A 23,656-nucleotide genomic window follows, 5' to 3' on the forward strand; every position below is an offset into this window, starting at 1 on the left:
TCGTCCGTGGTATTACATGGTTTCTTATAAACTGAAGTTACAGAATTATCGCCGAATGACGAAAGAAAGGCCGGAACAACAGCTGTTCCGGCCCTTAAACAAGTAATATCAGCAAGTTTTTATCGGAATAAAACTTCATTCGGCACGGCTTGTTTCGGTACACCCGGACCCTCATACAATACTTTCAGGTATTCGGCCTGGTAAGTATCATAATAGTAGATAATGAAAGGATGATAACCCGCTTTGAGGGCTACCTGTCCGTACGCCTCCTGTTGCGGGTGCGTGCCTTCATTGTCGACGATCAATTTATCGCCGATGAACATCGCGCTGCCATCGCTGGATTGCAGGTAGAAAGTATATACACCATCTTTCGCGGCATAAAAATGCCCTTCGAAACTTACACCAAAGCTATTATCCTTAAACTGGTCGGGCAGCTCGAAATGGGTTACCCAGCCCTGCCTGAGGGCAGCGGCGGTTTTAAGCGCCTTTATGCTGTTCGCGTCTTCGTAATATTTGTAGAACATGCCCTGTATCACCACTTCGGGCTTTACACCGGCCAGCAGGGGCTGTTTACTCACGCGGATGGTTTTCACCTGGCTGAGGCGGCCATCGGGCAGTATTTCACGGGCATTCACTACGGCGTCGCGGGTAAAGGAAAGGCCATTTTTATACAGCAACGAACGTTTATCCGGCTCCGTGAGATCGGTGGTATAACGGATCTCCCCGTCTTTATGCGGCGCCTGCAGGTTGATCCGGATGGAATCGGTAAATACGTAGTTGGACAATTTGCTCACCACATCGGGTTTGCGGTAGTTAATGTTGTTTTTGTCGAGCCAGGGATAATAAGCGGACATACGGCTGGTGAAGTCGCCAAAGTCTTTCTGAGCGGGGACCGTCCACGCATTTTCGGCCAGTGCGAACAGGCGGGGGAACGTGCGGTACTGGATATCGGCCAGTGTTTGGGTTTGCTCTGTCCACAGGTTAGCCTGCAAGCCGAGCACCATGCTTTTCTGGTAATCGTTAAAGTCGCTGAGGCTATTATCGAAGTTGTAAAGATCTTCGAGATACAGGCGGGTGCCAAAACCTATCGGCTCAAAACCTTTGCCCTGGGGATAGTCGAAATACGACAGGTTTTTCGGGGAGATGATCACCTTATGCCCTTCCGAAGCCGACTGCATCGCGGGCTTCAGTCCGCGCCAGGCCATCACCGTGGCGTCGGGACTTAATCCGCCTTCCCGGATCTCGTCCCAGCCGATCAGCTTTTTATTTTTTGCCTGCAACATCTTTTCTATCCTTTTGATAAAGTAAGATTGCAGATCGTGTTCGTTGTGCAACCCCTCGTCCTTGATACGCTGCTGGCATTTGGGACATACGGCCCACTTGTCTTTCGGCGCCTCATCTCCGCCAATATGGATATACGGCGCGGGAAACAGCCCTGCTACTTCCGTCAGCACATCATCAATAAACTGGAAAGATTTTTCATTACCCGCGCAATAGATGTACTCGCGGAACTTGGGGCCTCCACCGGTAGGCAGCACTTTCGGAAAACCGTCGAAACAGGCCAGTTCAGGATAAGGCACCATGGCAGACAATGCATGCGCCGGCATCTCAATTTCCGGGATCACCGTAATGTACCGCTCGGCCGCATAAGCCACGATCTCTTTCACATCGGCCTGGGTATAAAAACCGCCATACTTCGCGGGCTCTCCTTCCCTGGAAGGCTCCTGGTTGCGCCAGGCCGTACCGAGCCTGTCTGGCCGGAAACCACCCACGGAAGTCAGTTTCGGATATTTCTTTATTTCGATCCTCCAGCCCTCATCATCAACGAGGTGCCAGTGGAAAGTGTTCATTTTCAATAAGGCCAGGTAGTCGATGTACTGCTTCACCACTTCCTTCGGGAAATAGTGGCGCGATACATCGAGCATAAACCCGCGCCATTCGAACTGCGGACGGTCGTAGATGGCTACGCCGCGCAGACTGTTGCCTTCGGCAATGGCGAGTTGACGCAGCGACTGTATACCGTGAAATAAACCCGCGGGTTTGGCAGCTAAGAGGCTTACACCATCGGCACCCACGTTCAGGGTGTACCCTTCTTCCCCCAAAGAGTCCACCGGTTCCAGGGCCAGTGTAATAGCACCTTTGGCGGCAGTGGCCGCAACGGGAACGGCTTTGCCGGTTTCCTGCTTCAGGATGTTAGACAGGTAGGCGGACAGGTTTTTCAAATCGGGTGAGGCGGTGGCTGGCACCACGATAGTGGCTGCGCCCAGGTTAAAGTTGCCGGCCGACGGCTTTACGGACAACGGTTTCGGGATAATCGATTGCGCGGCCGCAGACTGTGCAACGGTGGCAGCGACCAGCAATCCCAATAGGTTTTTCTTCATATAGCTAAAGTATAAAATATTTTCATCATATTAATAAAAGAAAAGACGCCTGTCCGGGCAGCCGCTATCGGCTTGGGGGCAGGCGTCGTATGTAAGTGGTTCAATACTAATCTTGTAAAATCAACTCGATCACGGGCACCTCCGGGTTCGGTTTCAACACCGGCAGGCTGAGACTTACATCTTTAGACACATCCTGGTCCGTCCAGCGGTTAGAGGGCGTACCCATTTTAATCTCGGAGCCATCATGCAGGAACTGCGCATACTTTATTTTGCCCTTGTACCCGGGCAGGATAAAACTTTGCAGCGGATAATCGAGCAAATGCACGTACAGGCGTTTGGTGGTAGGATTGTACGTGAGCAGGGTATTATCTGGCCGTTTAAAAGTTTCCGGCGCCTGCGTACAACCATAAATCGCACGGCTGTTAAACTTCATCCAATCCCCCATCGACTTCAGCGATTGCTGCGCACGTTCATCGAACATGCCGCGGGCAGTTGGCCCCACGTTCAATAACAGGTTACCACCTTTACTCACCGATTCTGCCAGCAGTACGATCAGCTGTTTGGCGTCTTTCCAGGTTGTTTCATCGCGATAATAACCCCAGCTGCCGGAAAAGGTCTGGCAGGTTTCCCAGGCAATACGTTTGCCATTCAGCGTAGGCCAGCCCGGCACCTTTACCTGTTCGGGTGTCTGGAAATCCCGGGCATCATCGTACTCCTTCAGATCGAGGCGATCGTTTACCAGTATCTGGGGCTGCAGTTTGCGCACCATTTTAATAAGGTCAACGGAGTTCCAGTCTTCATGCCCTTTACCGTTTTTACCGGGGAAAGAGAAGTCCAGCCACAGGATGTCGATCTTACCATAGTTGCTCATCAGCTCGCGCACCTGGTTATGCAGGTAGGTGCGGTATTTAGCCATATCTTTCCCCTGGTTGAGGCGGTCGTATTCGGCATCATCCTTCGCCCGTTGCGGGTGATTACGGTCAATGGTGTAATCCGGGTGATGCCAGTCGATCAACGAATAATAGAAGCCCACCTTTAACCCTTCCGCGCGGAAAGCGTCCGGTATTCCTTAACAAGGTCGCGTTTGGCAGCTGTTTTCGTAGCCTTATAATCCGTGAACTTAGAGTCGAACAGGCAGAAACCTTCATGGTGTTTAGTGGTGAGCACCGCATATTTCATCCCGGCAGCCTTTGCCATCTTCGCCCATTCCCCTGGGGTCGTAAAGATCGGGATTGAAATTATCGAAGTACTTCTGGTAATCGGCATCGGTAATCATCTCGCGGTTTTTGATCCACTCGTGGCGGGCGGGCAGGGCATATAAACCCCAGTGAATGAACATACCGAAGCGGTCGTTGGTCCACCAGGCCATGCGTTTTTCCTTTTGCTCGGGTGTTTCGGAGAAGAGCTTTTTCTCCTGGGCGGAAGCTGCTGTACTAACGAGCAGCAGCAGCCATACATAGATCCGTTTCATAACGTGCAGTTTGGGTTTAAGGTTGATAACGCAAATTAGCAATCGGTTGCATTAAAGACTCATGCTATTTTACCGGTCATTAGCGGTATTTGAGCAATAAAGCGGTCAGTCGGATGGTTCAGTGATGGTTGGGTGATGGTTCAGTGACGGTTCGGTACTACTCCAAGACGAGCCATGTATACCCTTGCGCAGGCAGGGTCACCTTTACCCGCACGCCATAATCACGGTCTGTAACATAGGTTTGGGGCTTACCCTCCCGTTCGCGGATCGCCACTGTTTTATGCAGACCGGTATAGTAAACGGGGAGTGTAATCTCCCGCGTAATCGTCTCTCTTAAAGGATTGTACAACATCGCCAGTCCCTTCTGCTCACCATCCGGCTGCACGTGAAGGATACCATCCCAGTCGCGGCCGTCGGCGCGGCGAAGGTGGATGATGTCTGCATTCAGGACGGGCCGGTACTTTTTATACCAGTTGATGACTTGCCGGACGAGCAGCTTCGTACTATCCGTATCGTACAGGCGGGGACCGCGGTAACAGGCCTGGATGCCGGCGCCATAGTACTGCATCATTAGTTTTTCATACATATCGCGGTGTTCATGCAAGGGTTCGATCGTAGCGGCTGCTCCCCCCCCTGGTACTGCGACAGGGGTACAAAACCCCAGCCCATGGCCGGCGTCTTTTCCCAGGTACCGTCATAAATGTTCTGGCGGTTAAGGATCAACTGTTCGGCGCGCGGTAAAGAGAAATTCACTTCGCGATAGCCGAGCGCGATCTTATGCGTCCCATCGAGGAAGTACCAGTCCGGCGCGTTAATATACACGCCAGCTTCGCTGATGCGGCGATAAAAAGCCTTTTGCAACTCCATCTGGGCCCACTGCGAATCATCCAGACCGCGATGGCCGGGGTGTGTGGTGGATGCACAAATATCGCCGGGGTACGGACCATCGTTCTCAAAAATATCGAAGCCGGTAGTCTTAATAAAGTATTCGATCTTTTGCAGGTAAGCCATCCCCCATTTACTACCGAGGCAGGGCGCATGGCCGAAGAAAGCGCCGCCCGGCTTCCCGGTTTTGGGATCAATCACATCATCTTCATCGCTGATGCGGCGGCTCGAAAACAGGGAGTAGCCGCCCAGCAGGATCCCTTTCGCATGCGCATAATCCGCCAGCTGTTTAAACTTATTGATGTTCGCCGCAGCCGTATCTTCCATGTTCAGCCCGCTGCCAAAACTGAGGATCACGCCCTCGTAGCCCGTTGCCGCGCATTGATCTACAATACCCCTTACTTTTTCCGGATCGGTGCTGACCAGGTGCATGAAGATCGGGTTACGCGTAGTCCACGGTGCAATGGTGCGGTACAGGCGCCGTTGCGCCAAACCATTGCGCTCCCGGTCGTAGCTATCCAGCAGCAGTTCGTTGGTGCGTATCGACGTAAAAACACTGTCGTTCGCCAAAGCGCGATGGATACCGCGGTCGGCGTATACCTCGAGCAGACAGGGCGTCGTCAGGTTGTAATTCACCTGCGAAGTATAAGTACTATCAGCGTTCCAGTGCGTGGTCTGGTCGCTGAGACTTGCCTTCATCGCATTGTTAAACGCATAATTACTTTCCACGTATAATTGATGCGGCACTTTCATTTGCTTCAGCCCGCCTACTACCGCGGACTCCTCTTCGGTTGCCGCCAGTATTTCGTTCACCACCTGGTTTACCATCAATGTTTTACCACTGCGGTTTTCAATACTCAGCCACTTGCAAAGTGCGGGTATCCCGTCATACAATTCATAATGAACTTTAACCGTAATGCCCGCCAGCCCGGGATGCCGGTAAGTAAACTCCAGTTCGCGGCCTTTCGGCTGCTGCCTTGTTTTTACATAAGCGGTCAAAGGTTTTTCCAGGTGAGATACATATACAAAATCATCCGGGCCGCGCTGTAACTGACCAAGCCATTCGGGCAACAGGTAAGCCTTCTGGCGTTGGCCAGAGAGTCCGCCTACATTATAGGTGCGACCATCCAGCGTGACCCTGGCTTCGGGTTGTATGGCGCGGAGCAGCTGATCGCCGTTGCTGACGTTACGGTAGTCGGTACACGCCGCGTTGGGCTGCAGTACGAAACTGCGGCTCAACAGGCCGTTGGTGAGGGTGAGCTGCTGCCCGGTCACCTTCACCGTAGCTGTGTACCCACGATTATCGATCAGCCAGTCTTTACGCTGCGCAGTAACCGTCAGTGACAGCAACAGCAGGAAGGAAGTCAGTTGTTTCATCGTACTAAATATAAAAAACGCCCCCGATATTTGCTGTCGGGGGCGGTCGCTATCATCAGGTCAATGCATCTTTATATTGCTTCGAATTATCACCACCACTGGTTTCGATAATGATCACCGGAGGTGTTGCAAACAGTTTACCCGGCAATGTCAGCTGGTATTGATCCTTCGCCACTTCCTTTACAGTCACCGGTTTGCCGCCCTCTTTAAAGTAGGCTTTCACGATCGTGGTTTTAGCCGGAACCTTTATTTTTAAGACACCGCTGACAGGCACATTAAAGACGATCGCGTTCACTTTGCTTTCTTTCCCCCTGCGCGTAAAGTAGCCCCAATCCTGCTTATCCCAGCCGGCATAGTCACAGCCTACAATCGCGTCGCTGTTTTTGGCCATCCATTTACCAATATAATCAGCAATGTTGTGTTCCTCTTTACGGAACGTACCGTCGCCACCCGGACCAAAGTTCAGCAGGAAGTTACCGCCCATAGAAGTGGTGTGCACCAGCATCTCGAGCAGTTCAACCGGCGTTTTAACGTGACTGATGCTCCAGTCTTTATGATAGCCCCATTGGTTCTCGGGCACTGTCATACACGCCTCCCAGTCCCACTGCGTCACCTTAAGTTCAGTAGCCGGTGGCAAACGGCGTTCGTAGCCGCTTTCATAGTCCCCCATTAACTTACCATTACTATCGCGGTGGCGTGCGCCCAGGTCATCGGCGCGCAGGCGGCTGTTGACCACTACACCGGGACGAATTTTCTTGAGCATCATCTCCATTTCATAAGTCCATTTGCCATTCTTTTTGATGGAATTATCCCAGGTGCCGTCAAACCAGAAACCTTTGACTGTCGGGTAGTTCTCCGCCAGTTCGCGGAGCTGGTTCTCTTCGAACTTCAGCAGGCGCACCATGGCCATACTATCCGCTTCGGACTTAATATCGTAGCGCCAGTCGGGGTGATGCCAGTCTAGCACGGAGTAATAAAAATTAACGTCGATGCCTTCGGCGTTATAAGCATCTACCAGCTCCTTTAAAATATCTTTCTTATAAGGTGTGTTGGCGATATTGAACTCAGTAAACTTACTCGGGAACAGGCAAAAACCTTCGTGGTGTTTGGTAGTGATGGTCATGTATTTCACACCCATTCCTTTCGCCATTTTCGCCCAGGCTTTCGCATTAAAACCTTTCGGGTTGAACTGGTACATAAGCGAATCCCAGGTAGTGGTGGGAATACGGGCGCTGGACTTCAGGAACTCGGCGGCATAGTTGTATGTCTTACCGTTCCACACGCCACCCGGAATGGCATAGAGGCCCCAGTGGATGAATTGCCCAAACCGGTTGCTCCGCCACTTCTGCATGGCTTCATCGGTACGTTTACCTTCATATTGGGCGCCATACTTCAGTGGAATGGGCGCGGCATTCTTTTGCGCGAAAACGGTTTGCGCCAGCAATAAGCAGGCGATCAAAAAGCTGTTTTTGAACATTTCGTAATTATTTATTGTGTTTCGTTAAGCCGCTGTGCGGCGCAATGGTATGCTAATAATAGATCACGCGAACAAAATACATCAATGCGTTCAAATAAGTGGCCATACTGGATGAGCGGTGCAGTGTAACATAGATCAAAAAGTACCCGGCGTAAATAGAATGAAGCCACCGCCTGGACAAGCAGCTGCGATTGATGTGACTACTCTTATGTGAACCTTTTACATACGGATTTGCCGTATCAATAACTTTAACTGATGCAAGATACAGGTGTTTGCATCACTGCTACAATAGCCATGCACGTATTGCGTGGGCAGACCGTTGGAAACACGCGACTACATCGATATACCAAATTTTTCCGCCGGGATAATTCCCGTTAAAAAAACATCGGAAAGGGTTAATATCTGATACAAAACAATAAAAAAGTGATAGTCAATACTATTTAAAAGCAGGATCAAGCAGGGGCGTGCTGCTAACGCTTTAGCGGAAGCAGGAAAAAAGTTTAGGAACACTGCGAAATTGATACTATTTTGGTAACTCACTTCTTACAATATTGTGATCTATGGAAAAGAAGGCACCCACCATCAAAGAGATGGCGCGCACGCTTGGCATATCCGTGTCTGCCGTATCCAAAGCGCTGAATAACCATCCCAGTATAGGGCTGTACACAAAAGAGCGGGTAGAGCGGCTTGCCCAGAAGCTGAATTATGTGCCCAACCAGGCAGCTATTTACTTCAAACAAAAAAAGACCTGCACCATCGGCGTTATTCTGCCACACCTCACTGACCACTTTTACACGAACATCCTTTGCGGCGCTGAAATTGAAGCGATGAAAAACCATTACAACCTCATCATGTGCCAGTCGTACGATTCATTGAGCCGCGAAAAAGAGCTGGTGGCGTTTATGCAGAAAAACCGGGTGGACGGCGTGCTGGTTGCGGCGAGCAAAGAGACCGTCAACTTTAACCACTTCCGGCATTGGAGTCGTGGAACATTCCGGTGGTGCACATGGCGCGGCAACCGCGGCACCACGACTGTTACTGTGTGATCAGCAATGTGCGCGACGGTGCGCAGCAGGCCGTGAATTACTTTATCGAACATGGTCACCGGCGCATTGCGCACCTGAACGGACCTGAAACAATGACTACGAGCCGCGAGCGGCACAGCGGTTACCCGGATGCACATCGCGCACACCAATTGCCGATTCACCCGGAACTGATCAAACACACTGACTTTAGTCGTGATCGCAACAAAGCCATCATCGACAGCTGGATGCAGCAGGATGAATTCCCGACGGCGATACTCGCGTTTAAAGACCTGATCGTGTTAGAGATCATGTCGCTGTTAAAACAATACTATCCTGATAAAAAGACCAGGTGCAGGTAATCGGCTTGGTAATCACCAGTTGCTGCAGTACATGGATCATCCGCCCTGCGCATCTATCGAGGAGCAGCCGGCGATGATTGGCGGGAAGGCAACGAGCTTATTATTAACACTGATGCAGCTTCCGGACGAGAAGCCATCGTACCATACCATCGCGCTCGATTGCAACCTTGTAAAGTATTAACAAGTAATTTACGATACGCAGCGTAAAAATTCAGTTATATATCAGTAGGTTAGAAGAAAATACCTCGCCTCACCCAAACATTAATTAACAATAAATTAACAAATAGATATTAGCATTTAGATTAACTTGTGGTTCTACTTTATAAATTTCACTGCATTTACATGAATACCTGAAACAGCCATCTACGCGATGGCTTTTTTTGCCTTCACTTCAGGATGATATCATACCAATTCAAAAAACTTTAGGGTCATTATAGGCTATCTACCGGTTAACAATCGATTAACAAACCCATGCGGCAATTATCTGTATTATTGTTTGCCGGTTCGCCGGCAACATGCTGTTCTCCAAGTTAACTATTACATTATTGCAACCATTCGCTGCCGGCAGATGGTTGCTTTTTTGGCGAGCCCGCTGCAATGTAATAGCGTAGTGGCTGAAGAGCGAAACTATTAACCGTTATACCCGTACATACTGATATCAACCAAATGAACTGCCGGTAACCGGCATAAGGCGACACTGCAAAGAGAGGGTCACAACAATTTTTTGAAGCAAGATAGCAGTCTGCCGCCCCGTACTTAGCGAAGGCAAAACTTACAATAGCATGCAAATCAACATCCGAAAGGAAATGACCTATGGCTCAAACGACAAGGCTATACCAGCATTTGCCCGCCACTTTTATGTGTATATCATGACGGACGAGGCACACTCCCTCCTGTTTGTGGGACTGACCAACAACCTGTTCCGCGATGTGCAGCTGCACCGCAACGGACAAATGGAAGGATTGCCGCAGGATAAACGTATGCATAAACTGGTATACCTCGAGTATCACGAAGAACTTTCAGAAGGCATCTGGCGCAGAAATGAAATATTCAACGATACGCTGATCAACCAGGTAAGCCTGATCGTACAGGCTAACCCCGCCTGGGAAGATCTTACGCCAGGACTGGAAGAACCGGTTCAGTAGAAGGCTGTTTACGACTGCGAAGGTGTTGCAGGCTGTTTGTGTAATTTCAGCAGGTGAAATCAAAACGCAGCAGCCAATATTAAGCGAGATTAAAAAAAAGGTGGCCGCATAAAAGGCCGCGTCTATATTATAAAAGCTTGAGACAAAAACACGCCGGGTTAACTGTATACAAGGCTGCATTAAATAGTAGTGAACACGTTACGTGTCTGATCGCTGAATACAGGTAACCGGCCGCATATTTTTATGAAGTTAGTAACCCATATTCCATTAACCGCGGGGTTGTCGCACAAACAGCCCATGGCTCCCATTTGCAAAACACAGTTCCATCATACAATGCATTGTTTTTTTCACCCCGTTTATCCGCAATGCGCCTATGCGTGCTGCAGATATTCATTTTAAAAGGACACACATGACACATCGTAAACTTCATCCGAAATGTAACCCGGCCTATAATGGACCACCGGCCACTGACAGTATGTACAAAATGATCTTCCATCACCAGCAACCGATGCGCCTTACGTGCCTGTTACCAGTCGCACCGCGTTTTATCGAGGTAGATCCGGGCGTTATGACAAAACTATTTTTAGACCATTATTAACCCCCTTTATATGCCCAAGCGTTATTTCGACAGACTCCAGACGATCGATTACCTGATCCGAATCAAAGGCACCGGCAAACCGGCGCAATTGGCCAAACGGCTCCGCATTTCTGAACGTACCTTGTACGAATTCCTCAAAATGATGAGAGAACTCGGTGCGCCCATTGAATACGACCGTTATAAGGAAAGTTATTACTATTCCGAAAAAGGCGGATTCAGCATCCAGTTTAATAAAACTGTAGGGGCCGTAAGCGTTACGCCATAACAGGCCCCGCTTATATTTCTTTTTATATTACTGCAAGGGCAGGCAACCCCTGCTCTTGCAGTGTTAACCCGCATGTCGTTAACAAACGTTTAACGCCAAATAACTCGATATACGCGTTACTTTACAACCGTTACAACACACCCCGATTTAGCCTTTGAATGTGCATAGTGCAGGCTTCCACCGCCTGTTATTCAAATTACTTTACTTACACAAACGTCTGCGGCCGGCAACGGACCGGAGCCTCTAATATTTATGTTCATGTATAGCAATCCGATTGGAATTACCCCCAAAAAAGCGTGCATTACTGTGTAAGAAAAAGGCAGGTGACCTGCCTTTTTCCACGCTTCTGTTTATTAAATCCTTTTCTATGAATTCACAGCATCCGAGGACCGAACTTCACATTGCACATACCCGGCAGGAATTAAACGCGGTATTGCAGCAATTAGTGGATAGGCTGCAGGCCGGCAACCAGGACTTCATCTGCTACACCGGCGAACCGGACAGCTTCCTGCTGGAGTTAAAATGTATTCCTTTCCACCTGCGGCGCAATGAAAATATTTACCCGGAAAATTAGTTTACAAACAATCTATGATGCGAATATGCAAGCGGGCTCTATTCCGGAGTCCGCCTGTGTTTATGAGGAAAAATTATAAAAAACGCGGCGCGGGTAAATACCCGCGCCGTTCTTATTGGTCACATGTTTGACTAAAATATATACACAATGTCAGAACTTTTCCAAGCACTGGTATGGGTAGAAACCCATACCCCATTAATAGCCACGGAAGCCGCGGCTAACGTTTAAGCATAAACTATTTATCATTTTGCATTTCCCGCTCCACGTCTTTCACACGCACCATCATCAACATCACCAGCACCAACAGGGCTACCACGGCAATAAAGCCGGTAATGTAACCGTAGTCGCTCAGCATCAGCGGGCGGTACGCCAGCGGCCTTACCCCTGGCTTGTAAGTTATCACATCCACATTGCCGGCTGTAGCCGTCTTTGTTTCTGATTTAATATATTCCACCAGGCTTGCCACCTGGTCGGCCGTAATGTCCCGGTGATCGGGCATAGGCGTATTATTAAATTCCGCGAACAGCGCCTGCGCATCTTTATCTCCGCTGGAAATCAGTGACTGGGAAGATTGCACAAACTTCGTGATCCACTCCATGCTGCGACGGTCGCCTACACCGGCGAGTGCCGGGCCTACCACGCGCTTGTTGATGTTATGACAGGCGGCGCAACGGCCTTTGAAAATAAGCGCACCTTCTTCTTTGGAGGGCGGGGCAGCTGCGTAACCCTGTACGGCCAATCCCATCAGCAGCAGTAAATACCATATTTTACGGTTCATTTCTAAGTTGTTTAAGGTCGTGAATAAGCTCGTCTACCTGGTTAGCATTGGTGCCTTCGTAATATCCGCGCACCCTGCCCTGCTTGTCCAGCAGCACCAGCTGGTCGCTGTGAATAAAATCGGTCGGGCCGCCATCGCCCTCTGAAGCAGTAAGGTGGTAAGCGTTACGCGCCAGGCGGTACAGCGCGGGCTTATCGCCCGTCAGCAGCTGCCAGCGAATGCCGTAGCGTTTCGCGTAATCCCGCAGCACCTCCGGTTGGTCGTGTGCCGGATCAACTGTAAACGACAGCATCTGTATTTCTTTATCACCCCCGAAAGCCTCCTGCACGCGCAATAATTGCCTGGTCATTTTGGGGCATATTACCGGGCAACTGGTAAAGAAGAAGTTACCCACGGTAACACGCTGGTATTGGTTACGGTAATTAAAAAGGCTGCGCGTGCTGATCGATGAAAACGTAAGCGGAATCGAACTGCACCTGGCTGTACACCGGCAACCGGCCCAACCTGCTTTCGTAGGTCCGCACGCCCAGCCAGGCGGTAAGCGGCAGTACGAGCACCAGCATCGTCCATAATCCTATTTTATTACGTTTCATATGACTAGTTTTTAGGTTGATATTAAAGTCCGGGTAACGGGTTGTGCGGCAGGTGCGGCGGAGCGCCGGGACCGCTATTGCTTAACACATCTACCAGGGCAGGAACATAAGCGATGAGAATGATTACGATCATCACAATGATCCAGGGCCTGAAACCATTGAACAAAGGCACCATTTTTTCATCATGATAAGCCTCGCTCACCGGCAGGTCCAGTCCCGCTGTTTCGGCCTTTTTACCGAAGAAGGTGCCGAAGAACACCACGAAGTACAGCATACCGGCGATAAACATGATGGTACCACCAGCCAGCGCCAACATCGTGGAAGGTACCCACTGCGGCGTGTACAGTTCGTGTTGCGGGTTCAGGTAGGTCATACCCAGGTTGGTGCGGCGCGGTTCACCCATCAATCCTCCCCACATCAAACCGAAAGAAAAAATCAGTACCCCAACCATCCATAGATATGGAATGATCACATTTATTTTCGGCATAAATATTTTACGGCCGCGTAAGGTAGCGATCAGGTGAAGGCTCATCGCGATCATGGCGAGAAACACAGGTCCCGCTACGGTCATATGGAAGTGGCCGGGCAAAAAGGCCGTATTGTGTACCACGTTATTCAGTGCATAACTGGAGTTCACGATACCGGTAAAGCCACCGAAGATGAACAGGATCAGTCCCGCGATCATATACCCAAAGAGATAACGGTTGCTATCGAGGTAAGGCAGTTTGCCAAACCAGCCCAGCAGGCCTTTCGCGCCACGCTGGCGGCCGGCATATTCCAGGGAAGCTGACAAAGTAAACGCCGTAATAAAACTCGGGATCGCTACGCCGAAAGTCAGAATGGTAGATAACCATTTAGTAGTGCTGCTGATGTTCGGATCGCTGAACTGGTGGTGTACACCAACGGGTACAGACAGCAGCAGGAATCCAAACAGCGCAATACGGCCGGCCAGATCAGAGTACAGTTTACCACCGGCCAGTTTCGGCAACATAGTATAGAACATAATGTAAGCCGGCAACAGCCAGAAGTACACCAGGGCGTGCCCAAAGAACCAGAAAAGCGTACGCGCCAGGGTTACATTTACGGTTGGGTTCCAACCCATTGCCCAGGGCAGCAGCAGTACCAGTACTTCATAAGCAACGGCTAATGTACACACGAACCAGATGATGAAGTTGACCAGGGTGCCCAGTACCGCCAGCGGCACTTTCACGCCGGGATTTTCTCTCTTCCATTCGCGGTAGATGCGCAGCCAGTCGAACAAAGGTATCCGGGAACCAACGATGAGCAGGGCAGTACCGAGGTAAAAACAGGGGTGTCCTTTCAGCGGCGGATAAAATGTATACAACACAGAGGCTTTACCGGCCAGGATAGCCCAGGCAGCCATCAACGTACCGAACACCATAAGACCAAGGGATAACCAGGACAGTTGTTTATTCGGTTCTTTCTTCATGTAAAAGAGCATCGTAGCGTGACCGAAAGCCACGGCAAAAAACGTAGTGAGCACGATCGCATTGATCACACCGTGTGCGGTGAGGCCCCGGTAGTAATCCAGTTTTACCGCGGAACTCTGGTGAATTACCCCGGCGCGGTAAACCACCTGCATGAGGCCATGGTAAATGCCGAGTATAAGTAAGGTAATCGGAACGAACAACTCTATGATGATCACATTCCGTAATGAACGACTAACATTCATATCAATCAAGGTTTAGGAAAATCAACAATAATTTCTGCCTGCATATTCTGGTGGCCCGTACCACAGTACTCATGACAGGTAATTTTGTACACGCCCGGCTCGGGGAACTTCACGGTAGTTTTGGAAATACCACCGTAAACGGCCATCATGTTCACATTGCGCTCGGCGATGTTAAACCCGTGCACCACATCTTTGGAGGTCACATAGAAGTCTACCTCGCTGCCCGGAGGCACGGTAATGGATGCGGGTTCAAAACTCCACATCTGCGCCACGGCGAATACCTGGTAGGTTTTAGCGTCGATTTTAGTGACCCGGGGCTCGGTGTAGGCCTTGTCGTAAGGAATACATTCTGTTACCCACCTTCTTTTTGCCGGTAACATACAGTATGCAAAAAGGAAGACTACGATGAGCAGCCCGGAGATCCGTAATACTTTTATTTCGAATTTATCCAGCATAAAAAGATGAGTTTAAGCGCGTTCAAGCATGATATTGTAGATGTAAAACCAGATGCCTACACACAGCAGTGCCAGCAGGATAAAGAAGGCAATGCTTCCTTTTGGTGTAAATTTTTCAGTCTCTTGATTCATGGTGACAGGATTTATCACAAAACTACCTGTCCCCCGCCGCCCCCACATGAGTGACATAACCGTGACGCATGAGAGTCATCAAAGACAGAAATGACTTAAGTCAGGTTCCGGTCCCCGACATTTGTTAACTTGCGGCATATATTAATATCACATGTTTCGTTTCGGGCAGCAGCAAATAATGGCCATTGCAGTATTTATACTGATCATTGCCACCTACCTACTGGTATGGCGGCCGGACTATAATTTCTTTGACGGCGGGTTGATGACGGCCATTTTGCTCACCATGTTCGTTAAAAGAGACGCCGCTACTCACTGGATGGGCGCCGCCGCCATTATCGTGGTGATCGTGATCGCCTGCCTGCCCCACCGCAACCCAGACTATGCCGAGGTATTCATCGAACACTTCTTCTCCCTGATATTAGTCGTGAGCACGACCCTGCTTACTTTATTCGTAAAAAGGCTGTACCGCACGCTGGAAGCCGATGAAAATCAGCTGGACGCGCTGTTCCGCAACGCCACCGAAGGCATCCTGCTTACCAACAGCAAAGGCCGCATCGTATTGGCCAATCCCGAAGTGGAAAGGCTGTTCGGCTATTCCGCGGCCGAACTGCTGGGAAAGGACATTGAGGTACTGATCCCGAAACGATATGCACATTCACATGTACAGGACCGTAACAAGTACATGGCTCATCCCGTTTCCCGGCCTATGGGGCACGGGTTTAACCTGTTCGGACTGCGGAAAGACGGGAGCGAGTTCCCCGTGGAAGTGAGCCTGAGCCACTTCCGCCAGGCTTCTGAAGACTTTGTACTCGCTTTTGTCATTGACATCACCACCCGTAAAAAAGCGGAAGATGAGCAACTGCAACAACAGAAACAACTGGAGCATATGGCGGAAGAAATGCACCTGCTGAACCAGGAACTGGAACGCAAGGTCGAGTCGCGCACCAACAACCTGCACGAAGCCATGAAGCAGCTGGAATCGTCGCAAACAGAACTGCAGGACGCCCTGTACAAGGAAAAAGAACTGGGCGAAATCAAATCCCGCTTTGTGTCGATGGCCTCGCACGAGTTTCGCACCCCGCTCAGCGCTATTCTTTCTTCTGCCGCACTGATCAACAAATACACCACCACCGGCGACCAGGAAAAGCGCGAGAAACACGTGCACAAAATCCGCGAATCGGTAAAACACCTCAACGAGCTGTTGGAAGACTTCCTCTCCCTGGGAAGAATTGAGGAAGGCAAAGTGCAAACAACTGCTTCGTTCTGGACCTGCAAACTTTTATCACCGAAACGGCGGAGGAAGTACAGGGACTATTGAAACCCGGGCAGGTATTACACCGGCAACTGCGTGGCACCACAGGATTTGTTACCGACAAACGCCTTCTTAAACATATATTCGTAAACCTGCTCACCAATGCTTCCAAGTTTTCGCCGGCCGATACGCCGATCGAATGGCGCATATGGGCGGAAGACGGCCGTATATTCGCAGCCGTTACCGACAAAGGCATGGGCATACCGGACGAAGACAAACCTTACCTGTTCAGCAGCTTTTTCCGCGCGCGGAACGTTACGAACATACAGGGAACCGGCCTTGGCCTCCATATTGTGAAAAGATATGTAGACATGCTGGAGGGCGATATTGAAGTAGACAGCCGCCACGGCGAAGGCACCACGATCCGACTTAGTTTTCCAAACCATACAACGTAAGCACCAATGGCCACGATTTTAGTAGTAGACGACCACCAGGACATCCGTGAAAATGTAGCAGAAATACTTTCCCTCGCCGGTTACCAGGCACTGGAAGCAGAAAACGGTAAACGTGCTTTGGAGATAGCCCGTACGCAAAAGCCAGACCTCATCGTGTGCGATATCATGATGCCCGAACTCGACGGCTACGGCGTACTACACCTCATGCGTAAAAACGTGGACACGGAACACATTCCCTTTATTTTCCTGACAGCCAAAACAGAGCGCAGTGATTTCCGCAAGGGCATGGAAATGGGGGCCGACGATTACATAACGAAGCCTTTTGAAGACGTGGAACTGCTTACCGCCGTGGAAACCCGGCTAAAAAAGCAACAGCTGTTACAGGAAAAACTGAATGCAGCGGAAAAGCAATCCGTTACCGCCATCCTGCAGGAATGGCAACAGTCGGGGCTTTTACAGCTGGACATGGATCATTACCATACCATTGCACTCACGAAAAAACAACCGGTTTACCGCGAAGGAAAATATCCGCAGTACCTCTATTTTGTAAAAAGCGGCAAGGTAAAAACCTACCGTCAGAATGACGACGGTAAAGAATATATCACCAACTTATACAGCGCCGGCGACTACTTTGGCTATGTGGCATTAATTGAAGATCATATTTATGATGAAAATGCCGAAGCGCTGGAAAACTCGGAAATCGTACAGATACCGAAAGATATTTTCCTGCAGCAACTGCTCAACGATATCCGCGCAGCCCGTGTATTCATCCGCCACATTGCCCTCGATGTAAAGGAGAAAGAAGACCGTTTGTTGCAACTCGCCTACGACTCGCTCCGGAAACGCGTAGCCAGCGGCCTGGTAGCCATCCACGACAAACTGCACCGTGAACAGGGTCCGGATGCGCTGATAGAGTTATCGCGTGATGACATTGCTCATTATGTGGGAACAGCGACGGAATCTCTCATCCGCACACTGAGCGACTTTAAATCAGAGAAGCTGATAGAAATGCAGGGCACCCGCATCCGCATTCTGCAGGCCGAGCAATTGCGCCGTTTACTTTATTAGCCACATACGGGTGGTTTGTTCATCGCCCCCATCTGTGTTGTCGCTTTGTTATACTCAATGGAGTTATTGAGAATTTCACTGAGCGGATACATGTAACGTAATGGAATACTGCGCTGTGCGGCGAGCGGTCCCGGTGTGAACGAAGGATATCCCGTACGGCGCTGGTCCATCCAGCCCTCCGCCCCTACAAACAATTGTGCCAGCCATTTCTGATGGATCAACTGGCGAAGCGTACCATCGTATTTTACAAGGGACTGCCCGTTATAAGTAACGGTAGGTGCCGTTACGTTATAATAGTTCATCGATTGGCGAATGCCCTCGTAATAGCAACTTTCCGCGGTCAACCCAGGTACGGCGATCTTGCCGGCCTGCAAACCTTCCGCCAGGATAAAATACATTTCCCAGCTCCCGATCAGCATAGCTTTGAACTGATCGTCCGCAGCGCGGTTCATCGCTGGTGCGAAGCGCGACATGCAATTATTCCCCCATTATATTGTGCTGGTTGTGAAATAGCGTTGGGCACACCTACATAATCGTTTTTATCTACCGTGGCGCTGGCCTTGTCCTCCACCTTATCGATCCACACCGCCAGGCGGGGATCTTTGCAGGCTAGCAGCATATCCACCAGTTCCTTCGCCGGTTTACGCTTATCAAATTCATCATAACCAAATGCCTGGTCGCTGCCGGGCCAGCTGTTTTCGATACTGGTGCCGAGGTATTTAACAGACGCATTGTATTCCGGCGCATCGATCAGCGGGTAACGCACCGGATCATTGAGCATGCTTTGCATGTCGGACCAGGCAGGCGGGTAGTTTTTCGAACAACGCAGCAGCATGCGCAAACGCAGCGTATTTGCGAAGCGGCGCCATTTCATCACATCACCGTTAAACAGCACATCATATTCTGCATCAATAACCGGCAACGTTCCCATGAGCGCCTCGTTACAGGCTTTTAACTCTTTCATGATATCAGGATAAATGTTCTCCTGTTTATCAAAAGCAGGATGAATATTATCGTTGTAACGCGCTTCAAGCGCCTGTGAATAAGGGACATCGCCCCACAGGTCGGTGAGCCAGGCGTAGTTAAAAGCGCGTAATATGCGGGCGAGTACTACATATTGAGGTTGATGGTGTTGCTCTGCCTGACCGGCCATTAAGCGGATCGTCATCAGCCGTGTATAGTTGGGGGTCCAGTCGCGCGGTCCCCAGGCGAATTTATCCATCGTTTCGTTGCGCACCATCGTTACATAACGCGCAGCAGAGGCGGGATGTTTGTATATAGACTCCTCCTGGTAAGCATAAGCAGTGCGGGTAATGGCGGTAGATAATAAATACACCGCGTCCACATCCTCTTTGGCGCCAGGATCCGTATTGATATCATCAAAGTTTTTCGTGCAGCCTGTAAATAACAGGCAGCTCAGCAAACACAGTATGAGCGGTCTTGCGATCATGCTTAAAAGTTAATATCCAGCTTCAGGCCGTACGAGCGGATCGCCGGTAACGTCCGGTATTGATGCCGAGGTTATACCTTCCCCGGAAATTTTATTCGATGTTTCAGGATCGTAACCATTGCCGGCGGCCGTCCAGCTGAACAGGTTACGCGCAGTAAATGTTACGCCCGCCCGCTCCACAAAGCGGAACGGGGTTTTCCAGCTATAACCCAGCGATAATTCACGCAGCTTCACATAGGTGGCGCTGTATGAATTGCGCGCAGGGTAATCCCAATAATAGTTCGGATAGTACGATTCCGGGCCGATCACTACGTCATTCTTCCGAAACGTACCGTCGGGGTTCTGAATCCAGCCATCGAGTAACATGCCATCGTTACGTGGGCGGCCCTGGTCATCGGTCCAGGCGATGCCACCTTTATCCGCACCACGACCAGCCAGCGTATTTACTACGCGGCCGTCGGATTGCAGGTTGTTCGCTGTATAAGAATAAAACACGCCACCCTGGCGGTAATCGACCAGGAAATCAAGGTCAAATCCACGCCAGTTAAAGCTATTGGAGAATCCCATCATAAAGTTGGGATTATAGTTGCCATAGTATTGGAAGTTATCACCCAGCAATTGGTATTCGCCGTTATCGGATAACCAGGCCTCGCCCTTATGGGGGCCATCGGGAAGCAGCCGGTATACTTCTCCGTACATACTGCCCATGCGCCCCCCACGCGGGCGAGCACTTTGGTCCACTCGCCACCGGAGAGGTAAATTTCGCCTTCGAGCAATTCGGGCGCGAGGGAAATTACCTTTTCGCGGCTTAAGGTATAGTTCACGATCGTATGCCAGGTGAGCAAACCTTTCACCGGTGTGCCGGTTAGCTGTACCTCAATACCCGATGTACGGATGTTGCCTGCATTGATGATTTTCTCCGTTACACCGGAAGAACTGGCGGTAGGAATGGGAATAATCTGGTTGCGGTTGGCGTTGCGGTAATAACTCACATCTACCCCTAACCTGTTGTGGAAAAACCGAAGGTCTGCACCCACTTCCAGCGAAGTGCTGATTTCAGGTTTCAGTTTATTATTCTTCATGAGCGTTTCCATATCGGCGCGTTTAATATCGCCCCAATCGGCCAGGAAGGAGAAAGTATTATACAGATTATAGGGATCGGTATCCTTCCCCACCTGCGCCACATTGGCCCGCAGCTTCGCATAACTAAGCGCGCCGCCCGGATCCAGGTGCAGCAGTTCGGACAAGATAGCCGATACAGATATTGCAGGGTACAGGAAGGAGCGATGACTTGCGGGCAAAGTGCTCGACCAGTCGTTACGCGCCGATACATCTACAAAAACGAACGGCCATATGCGAGCTGCCCGCTTGCATAAAGGCTGTTAATTCTTTTCCGGTAGAAAAAGGATCATACTGTATGCTTCCCGGCACGCCGTTGGTGATCGTATAAAGGCCGGGAATTTCCAGGTTGTTGGCGGTCACCGTATTACCACGATTGCGCCTGTCCATACGGTTGCCACCTGCGGAGAGTGAGAGCGACCAATTAACATCCAGGTCCCTGTTATACGCCAGCAGGAAATCTGAATTCATCTCCCTGAAAAAATATCGCCTGTGCTGTAATACCCGTTCGGATAATTGATTGTACTGAACGGTTTGCGGCTCTGGCGGCTCTCCACATATTGATCTACACCAGTACGCAACATCAGTTTCAGGTGATCGAAAATACGGTAGTGGAGTTGTGCCATGCCATTGGTACGGTTACGCGTGAATGCGTTCGTTTGCTCGTACGCCACGAAATACGGATTATCCACCCGTGGCCGGCCGCTATTCATATCCTGCACCTGCGAAAACTGTTCACGCCCCTCGCGTCCCGGTTTCCAGTAGTTCCGCAGCTGGCGAACATCTACGTTTGGCGTAGTAGTATATAAAGTGTTGATCACGCCATAACGATCGCCACTGAAGCGATTATCACTGCCGGCAGTCGTGTACATTAGGCTCACATTTACATTTACATCGGGCGTTACTTTGTAACCAGCAGAAAGATTCACCGATGTTTTGTGCATCTCCGTATTGGGAATCACGCCCAGGTTATGCATATCCGTATAAGATAACCGGAAGTGGCCGCGTATACCGGGACCGCTTTCCACGGCGATATTGTTGCTGTATGTTTGTCCCGTGCGAAAGAAATCGCGGACGCGATCGGGGTACGCCACCCAATCGAGCGGCACCAGGTTGCCATTGGCATCCTTCGGACTATTCCACTGAATACGTTTGGAGCCATCGTTCAACTTTGGTCCCCAGGATCCCTCGCCGTACGTATCGTTGGCATACAGATCGCTGCCGGCGCCAAACTCATTCTGGAACTTCGGAAACTGCCAGGCGCGGTCGAACATCACCGCGGAACTTACACTTATCCCTAATCCTTTCCTGGAACCGGCGCCGCTTTTCGTGGTGATGAGGATAACACCGTTGCCGGCGCGCGTGCCGTACAAAGCAGCCGCACCGGCACCTTTGAGCACGGTTACCTCCGCAATATCATCTGTATTGATATCACCAATGATGTTACCATAATCTACGTTGCCGCCAATGCTGGCACCCGCCTGTACAGGGATGCCGTCGATCACGAACAGCGGCTGATCATTACCGGCCAGCGAAGACTCTCCCCGAATTACGATGAATGCGGAGGACGCGGGATCCGGGCTCATGGAGCGGATTTGTACGCCGGGTATTTTGGCGGATAGCGCATTTATGAGGTTGGGAGTTTTAACCGTATTTACTTCTTTATTGGACAACGTGGTGACCGCATAACCTACTGAACGTTGCGCACGGGAGAGCCCCAGCGCCGTTACCACTACGGGGCCAAGGTGCATCGTATCGTGTGCCGCCACCTGTACCGGCTGCATATTGACAGGTGCAGCCTTGCGGGGAGCGGCATGAATAATCACCTGCCGCCCTTCGGCGGTAAAGCCAAATGGCTTGTCTTTAAACAAATCCAACAAAATCTCCTGTAGTGGTCGATTCCGGTAAGTGTGCGCATTAACACGGTAGCGCGCCAGTTCGGCGCCGTCATAGACAAAAGCAATCCCGGAGGCTTTTTCAAGTCTCATGATGGCAACATCCAATTTTTCCCGGCCAATAACTACCGTTATGCCGGTTTGCTGCTGTTGCGCCCATGTAAATAATGGCGACAGCAGCCCCATCCCAAGGAGGGTTGCAAAGCACACCAGCACGCATCGCTGCCTGCGCACATGGTTGCGTTCAGTTACGGGCATAGGTATCCCTGTTTGATGATTAAGTTAATTGTCTACAAGCAAAACCGGAGAGGCTGTGGCCTCCCTGAACTAATAAATCACAAAAACGAAAACGTGGCTTTTTACTCGAATACGGTGTAATTATTACCTTCTCTGCTAAACTTATTCCCATTCACGAGGCAAAGGGAGCGCAGGATTTCATCAGGCGTTTGAGCATAACTGAAACGTCCTGTAATGCGCAAACCCGCCAATTGTTCACTTTTAAAATTGATCTCTATGGCATAATAGTCTTCCAACTCGGCAGCAATTAAAGCAAACGGCTGCTGCCGGAAAACCATTTCTCCATTTTTCCAGGCGCCGCGCATGGCGGCATCCGGGATATCTTTGACTACGTAATCCTTATTATCCACTTTCACCAGTTCTCTTCCCGCGGCCAGTACTTCCTTTTCGCCGGAAGCTGTGGCCACCTGAACTTTGCCCGACAGTACACTTACGGCCATGTCTTTCCGGCTTTCGTAGCGGCGAACGTTAAACGAGGTGCCCAGTACGCGCGTCACACAATCTCCCGAAGTAAGCGTAAAAGGCCTTTTATGATCTTCCGCCACTTCCGGAATGCTTCGCCGTTTAATAGCGCCACTGTACGTTCACTGGAGGCGAAGTGCTGCGGGTAACTGATGGTACTGCCGGCTTTCAGCCATACTTTCGTACCATCATCGAGTGTAAGGTGTAATATTTTTCCTGCTTTCGCAGTGACGGTGTCCCATGTTTGCACGGCTGCCAGCAACTGCGGCAAGCGATGCTCATTGAATTCCCACCAGTTCATGGATGTTATTATCAAACCGAAAATCCCGGCAGCTACCGCTGCCTGCCACCAGATGCGGCGTCGCACGGTACGCGGGCCGGCAGGCTCCATGCCCATCGCTGCGCCTTCCCAAACCTCTGCTTTTACAGCTGCACGATCGGCGTCACTGA

General features: G+C 50.5%; 26 protein-coding genes and 2 pseudogenes. 9 read left to right on the forward strand and 19 right to left on the reverse strand.

Annotated elements, in window-relative coordinates; genetic code table 11:
- Nucleotides 1-119: 119 nt before the first annotated feature.
- From MKQ70_RS21525 to MKQ70_RS21555, 6 genes and pseudogenes are all read right to left on the reverse strand, one after another.
- The gene (locus MKQ70_RS21525; protein WP_248074276.1) at nucleotides 120-2,381 is read right to left on the reverse strand and encodes a family 20 glycosylhydrolase; all 2,262 of its coding nucleotides are present in this window, start codon (nucleotides 2,379-2,381) and stop codon (nucleotides 120-122) included.
- 106 nt (nucleotides 2,382-2,487) lie between these two features.
- Nucleotides 2,488-3,647 (reverse strand): annotated as a pseudogene (locus MKQ70_RS21530) (alpha-L-fucosidase).
- Nucleotides 3,535-3,852 carry an alpha-L-fucosidase gene (locus tag MKQ70_RS21540; RefSeq protein WP_248074281.1) on the reverse strand — a complete coding sequence of 106 codons (318 nt, stop codon included), beginning with the start codon at nucleotides 3,850-3,852 and terminating at the stop codon, nucleotides 3,535-3,537. Before MKQ70_RS21540 ends, MKQ70_RS21530 begins: the two are co-directional and overlap by 113 nt.
- A gap of 157 nt (nucleotides 3,853-4,009) precedes the next feature.
- Nucleotides 4,010-4,438 carry a hypothetical protein gene (locus tag MKQ70_RS21545; protein ID WP_248074282.1) on the reverse strand — a complete coding sequence of 143 codons (429 nt, stop codon included), beginning with the start codon at nucleotides 4,436-4,438 and terminating at the stop codon, nucleotides 4,010-4,012.
- On the reverse strand, nucleotides 4,423-6,114 hold the full coding sequence (locus tag MKQ70_RS21550) for an alpha-galactosidase (protein ID WP_248074283.1): 1,692 nt from the start codon (nucleotides 6,112-6,114) through the stop codon (nucleotides 4,423-4,425). Before MKQ70_RS21550 ends, MKQ70_RS21545 begins: the two co-directional genes overlap by 16 nt.
- Nucleotides 6,115-6,169: 55 nt before the next feature.
- On the reverse strand, nucleotides 6,170-7,591 hold the full coding sequence (locus tag MKQ70_RS21555; RefSeq protein ID WP_248074285.1) for an alpha-L-fucosidase: 1,422 nt from the start codon (nucleotides 7,589-7,591) through the stop codon (nucleotides 6,170-6,172).
- A gap of 560 nt (nucleotides 7,592-8,151) precedes the next feature.
- Between MKQ70_RS21555 and MKQ70_RS21560 the strand changes: the two genes are divergently transcribed.
- The 6 genes from MKQ70_RS21560 (at nucleotide 8,152) to MKQ70_RS21585 (ending at nucleotide 11,557) form a co-directional block, all read left to right on the forward strand.
- Nucleotides 8,152-8,637 carry a LacI family DNA-binding transcriptional regulator gene (locus MKQ70_RS21560; RefSeq protein WP_248074286.1) on the forward strand — a complete coding sequence of 162 codons (486 nt, stop codon included), beginning with the start codon at nucleotides 8,152-8,154 and terminating at the stop codon, nucleotides 8,635-8,637.
- Nucleotides 8,634-8,975 carry a substrate-binding domain-containing protein gene (locus MKQ70_RS21565; protein WP_248074288.1) on the forward strand — a complete coding sequence of 114 codons (342 nt, stop codon included), beginning with the start codon at nucleotides 8,634-8,636 and terminating at the stop codon, nucleotides 8,973-8,975. The genes MKQ70_RS21560 and MKQ70_RS21565 overlap by 4 nt, the downstream gene beginning before the upstream one ends.
- A gap of 19 nt (nucleotides 8,976-8,994) precedes the next feature.
- Complete coding sequence (locus MKQ70_RS21570; protein WP_248074290.1) at nucleotides 8,995-9,156, forward strand: hypothetical protein; 162 nt, start codon at nucleotides 8,995-8,997, stop codon at nucleotides 9,154-9,156.
- Between the two features lie 601 nt (nucleotides 9,157-9,757).
- Nucleotides 9,758-10,120, forward strand: a complete 363-nt coding sequence (locus tag MKQ70_RS21575; RefSeq protein ID WP_248074292.1) for a GIY-YIG nuclease family protein — start codon at nucleotides 9,758-9,760, stop codon at nucleotides 10,118-10,120.
- Between the two features lie 608 nt (nucleotides 10,121-10,728).
- Complete coding sequence (locus MKQ70_RS21580) at nucleotides 10,729-10,983, forward strand: HTH domain-containing protein (RefSeq protein WP_248074293.1); 255 nt, start codon at nucleotides 10,729-10,731, stop codon at nucleotides 10,981-10,983.
- Nucleotides 10,984-11,350: 367 nt separating this feature from the next.
- A complete protein-coding gene (locus MKQ70_RS21585) occupies nucleotides 11,351-11,557 on the forward strand; it encodes a hypothetical protein (protein WP_248074295.1) in 207 nt (68 codons plus the stop codon).
- A gap of 235 nt (nucleotides 11,558-11,792) precedes the next feature.
- Here MKQ70_RS21585 and MKQ70_RS21590 read toward each other — a convergent pair whose 3' ends face one another.
- The 5 genes from MKQ70_RS21590 to MKQ70_RS21610 are packed head-to-tail and all read right to left on the reverse strand — an operon-like array spanning nucleotide 11,793 to nucleotide 15,076.
- Nucleotides 11,793-12,335: a c-type cytochrome gene (locus tag MKQ70_RS21590; protein WP_248074297.1), complete on the reverse strand. Its 543-nt coding sequence runs from the start codon at nucleotides 12,333-12,335 to the stop codon at nucleotides 11,793-11,795.
- On the reverse strand, nucleotides 12,325-12,729 hold the full coding sequence (locus MKQ70_RS21595) for an SCO family protein (RefSeq protein WP_308199113.1): 405 nt from the start codon (nucleotides 12,727-12,729) through the stop codon (nucleotides 12,325-12,327). Before MKQ70_RS21595 ends, MKQ70_RS21590 begins: the two co-directional genes overlap by 11 nt.
- Nucleotides 12,730-12,757: 28 nt before the next feature.
- A complete protein-coding gene (locus tag MKQ70_RS21600) occupies nucleotides 12,758-12,928 on the reverse strand; it encodes a hypothetical protein (RefSeq protein WP_248074301.1) in 171 nt (56 codons plus the stop codon).
- A 22-nt stretch (nucleotides 12,929-12,950) separates the two neighbouring features.
- The gene (locus MKQ70_RS21605) at nucleotides 12,951-14,621 is read right to left on the reverse strand and encodes a cbb3-type cytochrome c oxidase subunit I (RefSeq protein WP_248074303.1); all 1,671 of its coding nucleotides are present in this window, start codon (nucleotides 14,619-14,621) and stop codon (nucleotides 12,951-12,953) included.
- A 5-nt stretch (nucleotides 14,622-14,626) separates the two neighbouring features.
- Nucleotides 14,627-15,076, reverse strand: a complete 450-nt coding sequence (locus MKQ70_RS21610) for a cytochrome c oxidase subunit II (RefSeq protein ID WP_248074305.1) — start codon at nucleotides 15,074-15,076, stop codon at nucleotides 14,627-14,629.
- Nucleotides 15,077-15,359: 283 nt separating this feature from the next.
- Here MKQ70_RS21610 and MKQ70_RS21615 point away from each other — a divergent pair, with 283 nt between their 5' ends.
- From MKQ70_RS21615 to MKQ70_RS21625, 3 genes are read left to right on the forward strand one after another with little or no spacing between them, the layout of a single operon-like run.
- On the forward strand, nucleotides 15,360-16,526 hold the full coding sequence (locus MKQ70_RS21615; RefSeq protein WP_248074307.1) for a PAS domain S-box protein: 1,167 nt from the start codon (nucleotides 15,360-15,362) through the stop codon (nucleotides 16,524-16,526).
- Nucleotides 16,523-16,915: a sensor histidine kinase gene (locus MKQ70_RS21620; protein WP_248074309.1), complete on the forward strand. Its 393-nt coding sequence runs from the start codon at nucleotides 16,523-16,525 to the stop codon at nucleotides 16,913-16,915. Before MKQ70_RS21615 ends, MKQ70_RS21620 begins: the two co-directional genes overlap by 4 nt.
- Nucleotides 16,916-16,921: 6 nt before the next feature.
- A complete protein-coding gene (locus MKQ70_RS21625) occupies nucleotides 16,922-17,983 on the forward strand; it encodes a response regulator (RefSeq protein WP_248074311.1) in 1,062 nt (353 codons plus the stop codon).
- On the opposite strand, the gene MKQ70_RS39105 is transcribed toward MKQ70_RS21625, so the two are convergent.
- The 8 genes and pseudogenes from MKQ70_RS39105 to MKQ70_RS41375 form a co-directional block, all read right to left on the reverse strand.
- Entirely contained in the window at nucleotides 17,980-18,456 is a 477-nt protein-coding gene (locus tag MKQ70_RS39105) for a SusD/RagB family nutrient-binding outer membrane lipoprotein (RefSeq protein ID WP_282456643.1), read from the reverse strand. The two genes, MKQ70_RS21625 and MKQ70_RS39105, sit on opposite strands and share 4 nt — an antisense overlap.
- Entirely contained in the window at nucleotides 18,432-19,433 is a 1,002-nt protein-coding gene (locus MKQ70_RS21630; RefSeq protein WP_282456644.1) for a SusD/RagB family nutrient-binding outer membrane lipoprotein, read from the reverse strand. Before MKQ70_RS21630 ends, MKQ70_RS39105 begins: the two co-directional genes overlap by 25 nt.
- A 9-nt stretch (nucleotides 19,434-19,442) precedes the next feature.
- Nucleotides 19,443-20,003 (reverse strand): hypothetical protein, encoded by a 561-nt coding sequence (locus MKQ70_RS21635; protein WP_248074313.1) that lies wholly within the window; start codon nucleotides 20,001-20,003, stop codon nucleotides 19,443-19,445.
- Nucleotides 20,000-20,734 (reverse strand): TonB-dependent receptor domain-containing protein, encoded by a 735-nt coding sequence (locus tag MKQ70_RS21640; protein ID WP_248074315.1) that lies wholly within the window; start codon nucleotides 20,732-20,734, stop codon nucleotides 20,000-20,002. Before MKQ70_RS21640 ends, MKQ70_RS21635 begins: the two co-directional genes overlap by 4 nt.
- 16 nt (nucleotides 20,735-20,750) lie before the next feature.
- Nucleotides 20,751-21,023, reverse strand: a complete 273-nt coding sequence (locus MKQ70_RS21645) for a hypothetical protein (RefSeq protein ID WP_248074317.1) — start codon at nucleotides 21,021-21,023, stop codon at nucleotides 20,751-20,753.
- Nucleotides 21,020-22,705, reverse strand: a complete 1,686-nt coding sequence (locus MKQ70_RS21650) for a TonB-dependent receptor plug domain-containing protein (protein WP_248074318.1) — start codon at nucleotides 22,703-22,705, stop codon at nucleotides 21,020-21,022. Before MKQ70_RS21650 ends, MKQ70_RS21645 begins: the two co-directional genes overlap by 4 nt.
- A gap of 101 nt (nucleotides 22,706-22,806) precedes the next feature.
- The gene (locus MKQ70_RS41370) at nucleotides 22,807-23,184 is read right to left on the reverse strand and encodes a DUF4974 domain-containing protein (protein WP_372490133.1); all 378 of its coding nucleotides are present in this window, start codon (nucleotides 23,182-23,184) and stop codon (nucleotides 22,807-22,809) included.
- 27 nt (nucleotides 23,185-23,211) lie between these two features.
- Nucleotides 23,212-23,603: pseudogene (locus MKQ70_RS41375) on the reverse strand (FecR family protein); the annotation flags it as partial.
- Nucleotides 23,604-23,656: the final 53 nt, after the last annotated feature.

The organism is Chitinophaga sedimenti (assembly GCF_023156195.1).
GTDB lineage: Bacteria > Bacteroidota > Bacteroidia > Chitinophagales > Chitinophagaceae > Chitinophaga > Chitinophaga sedimenti.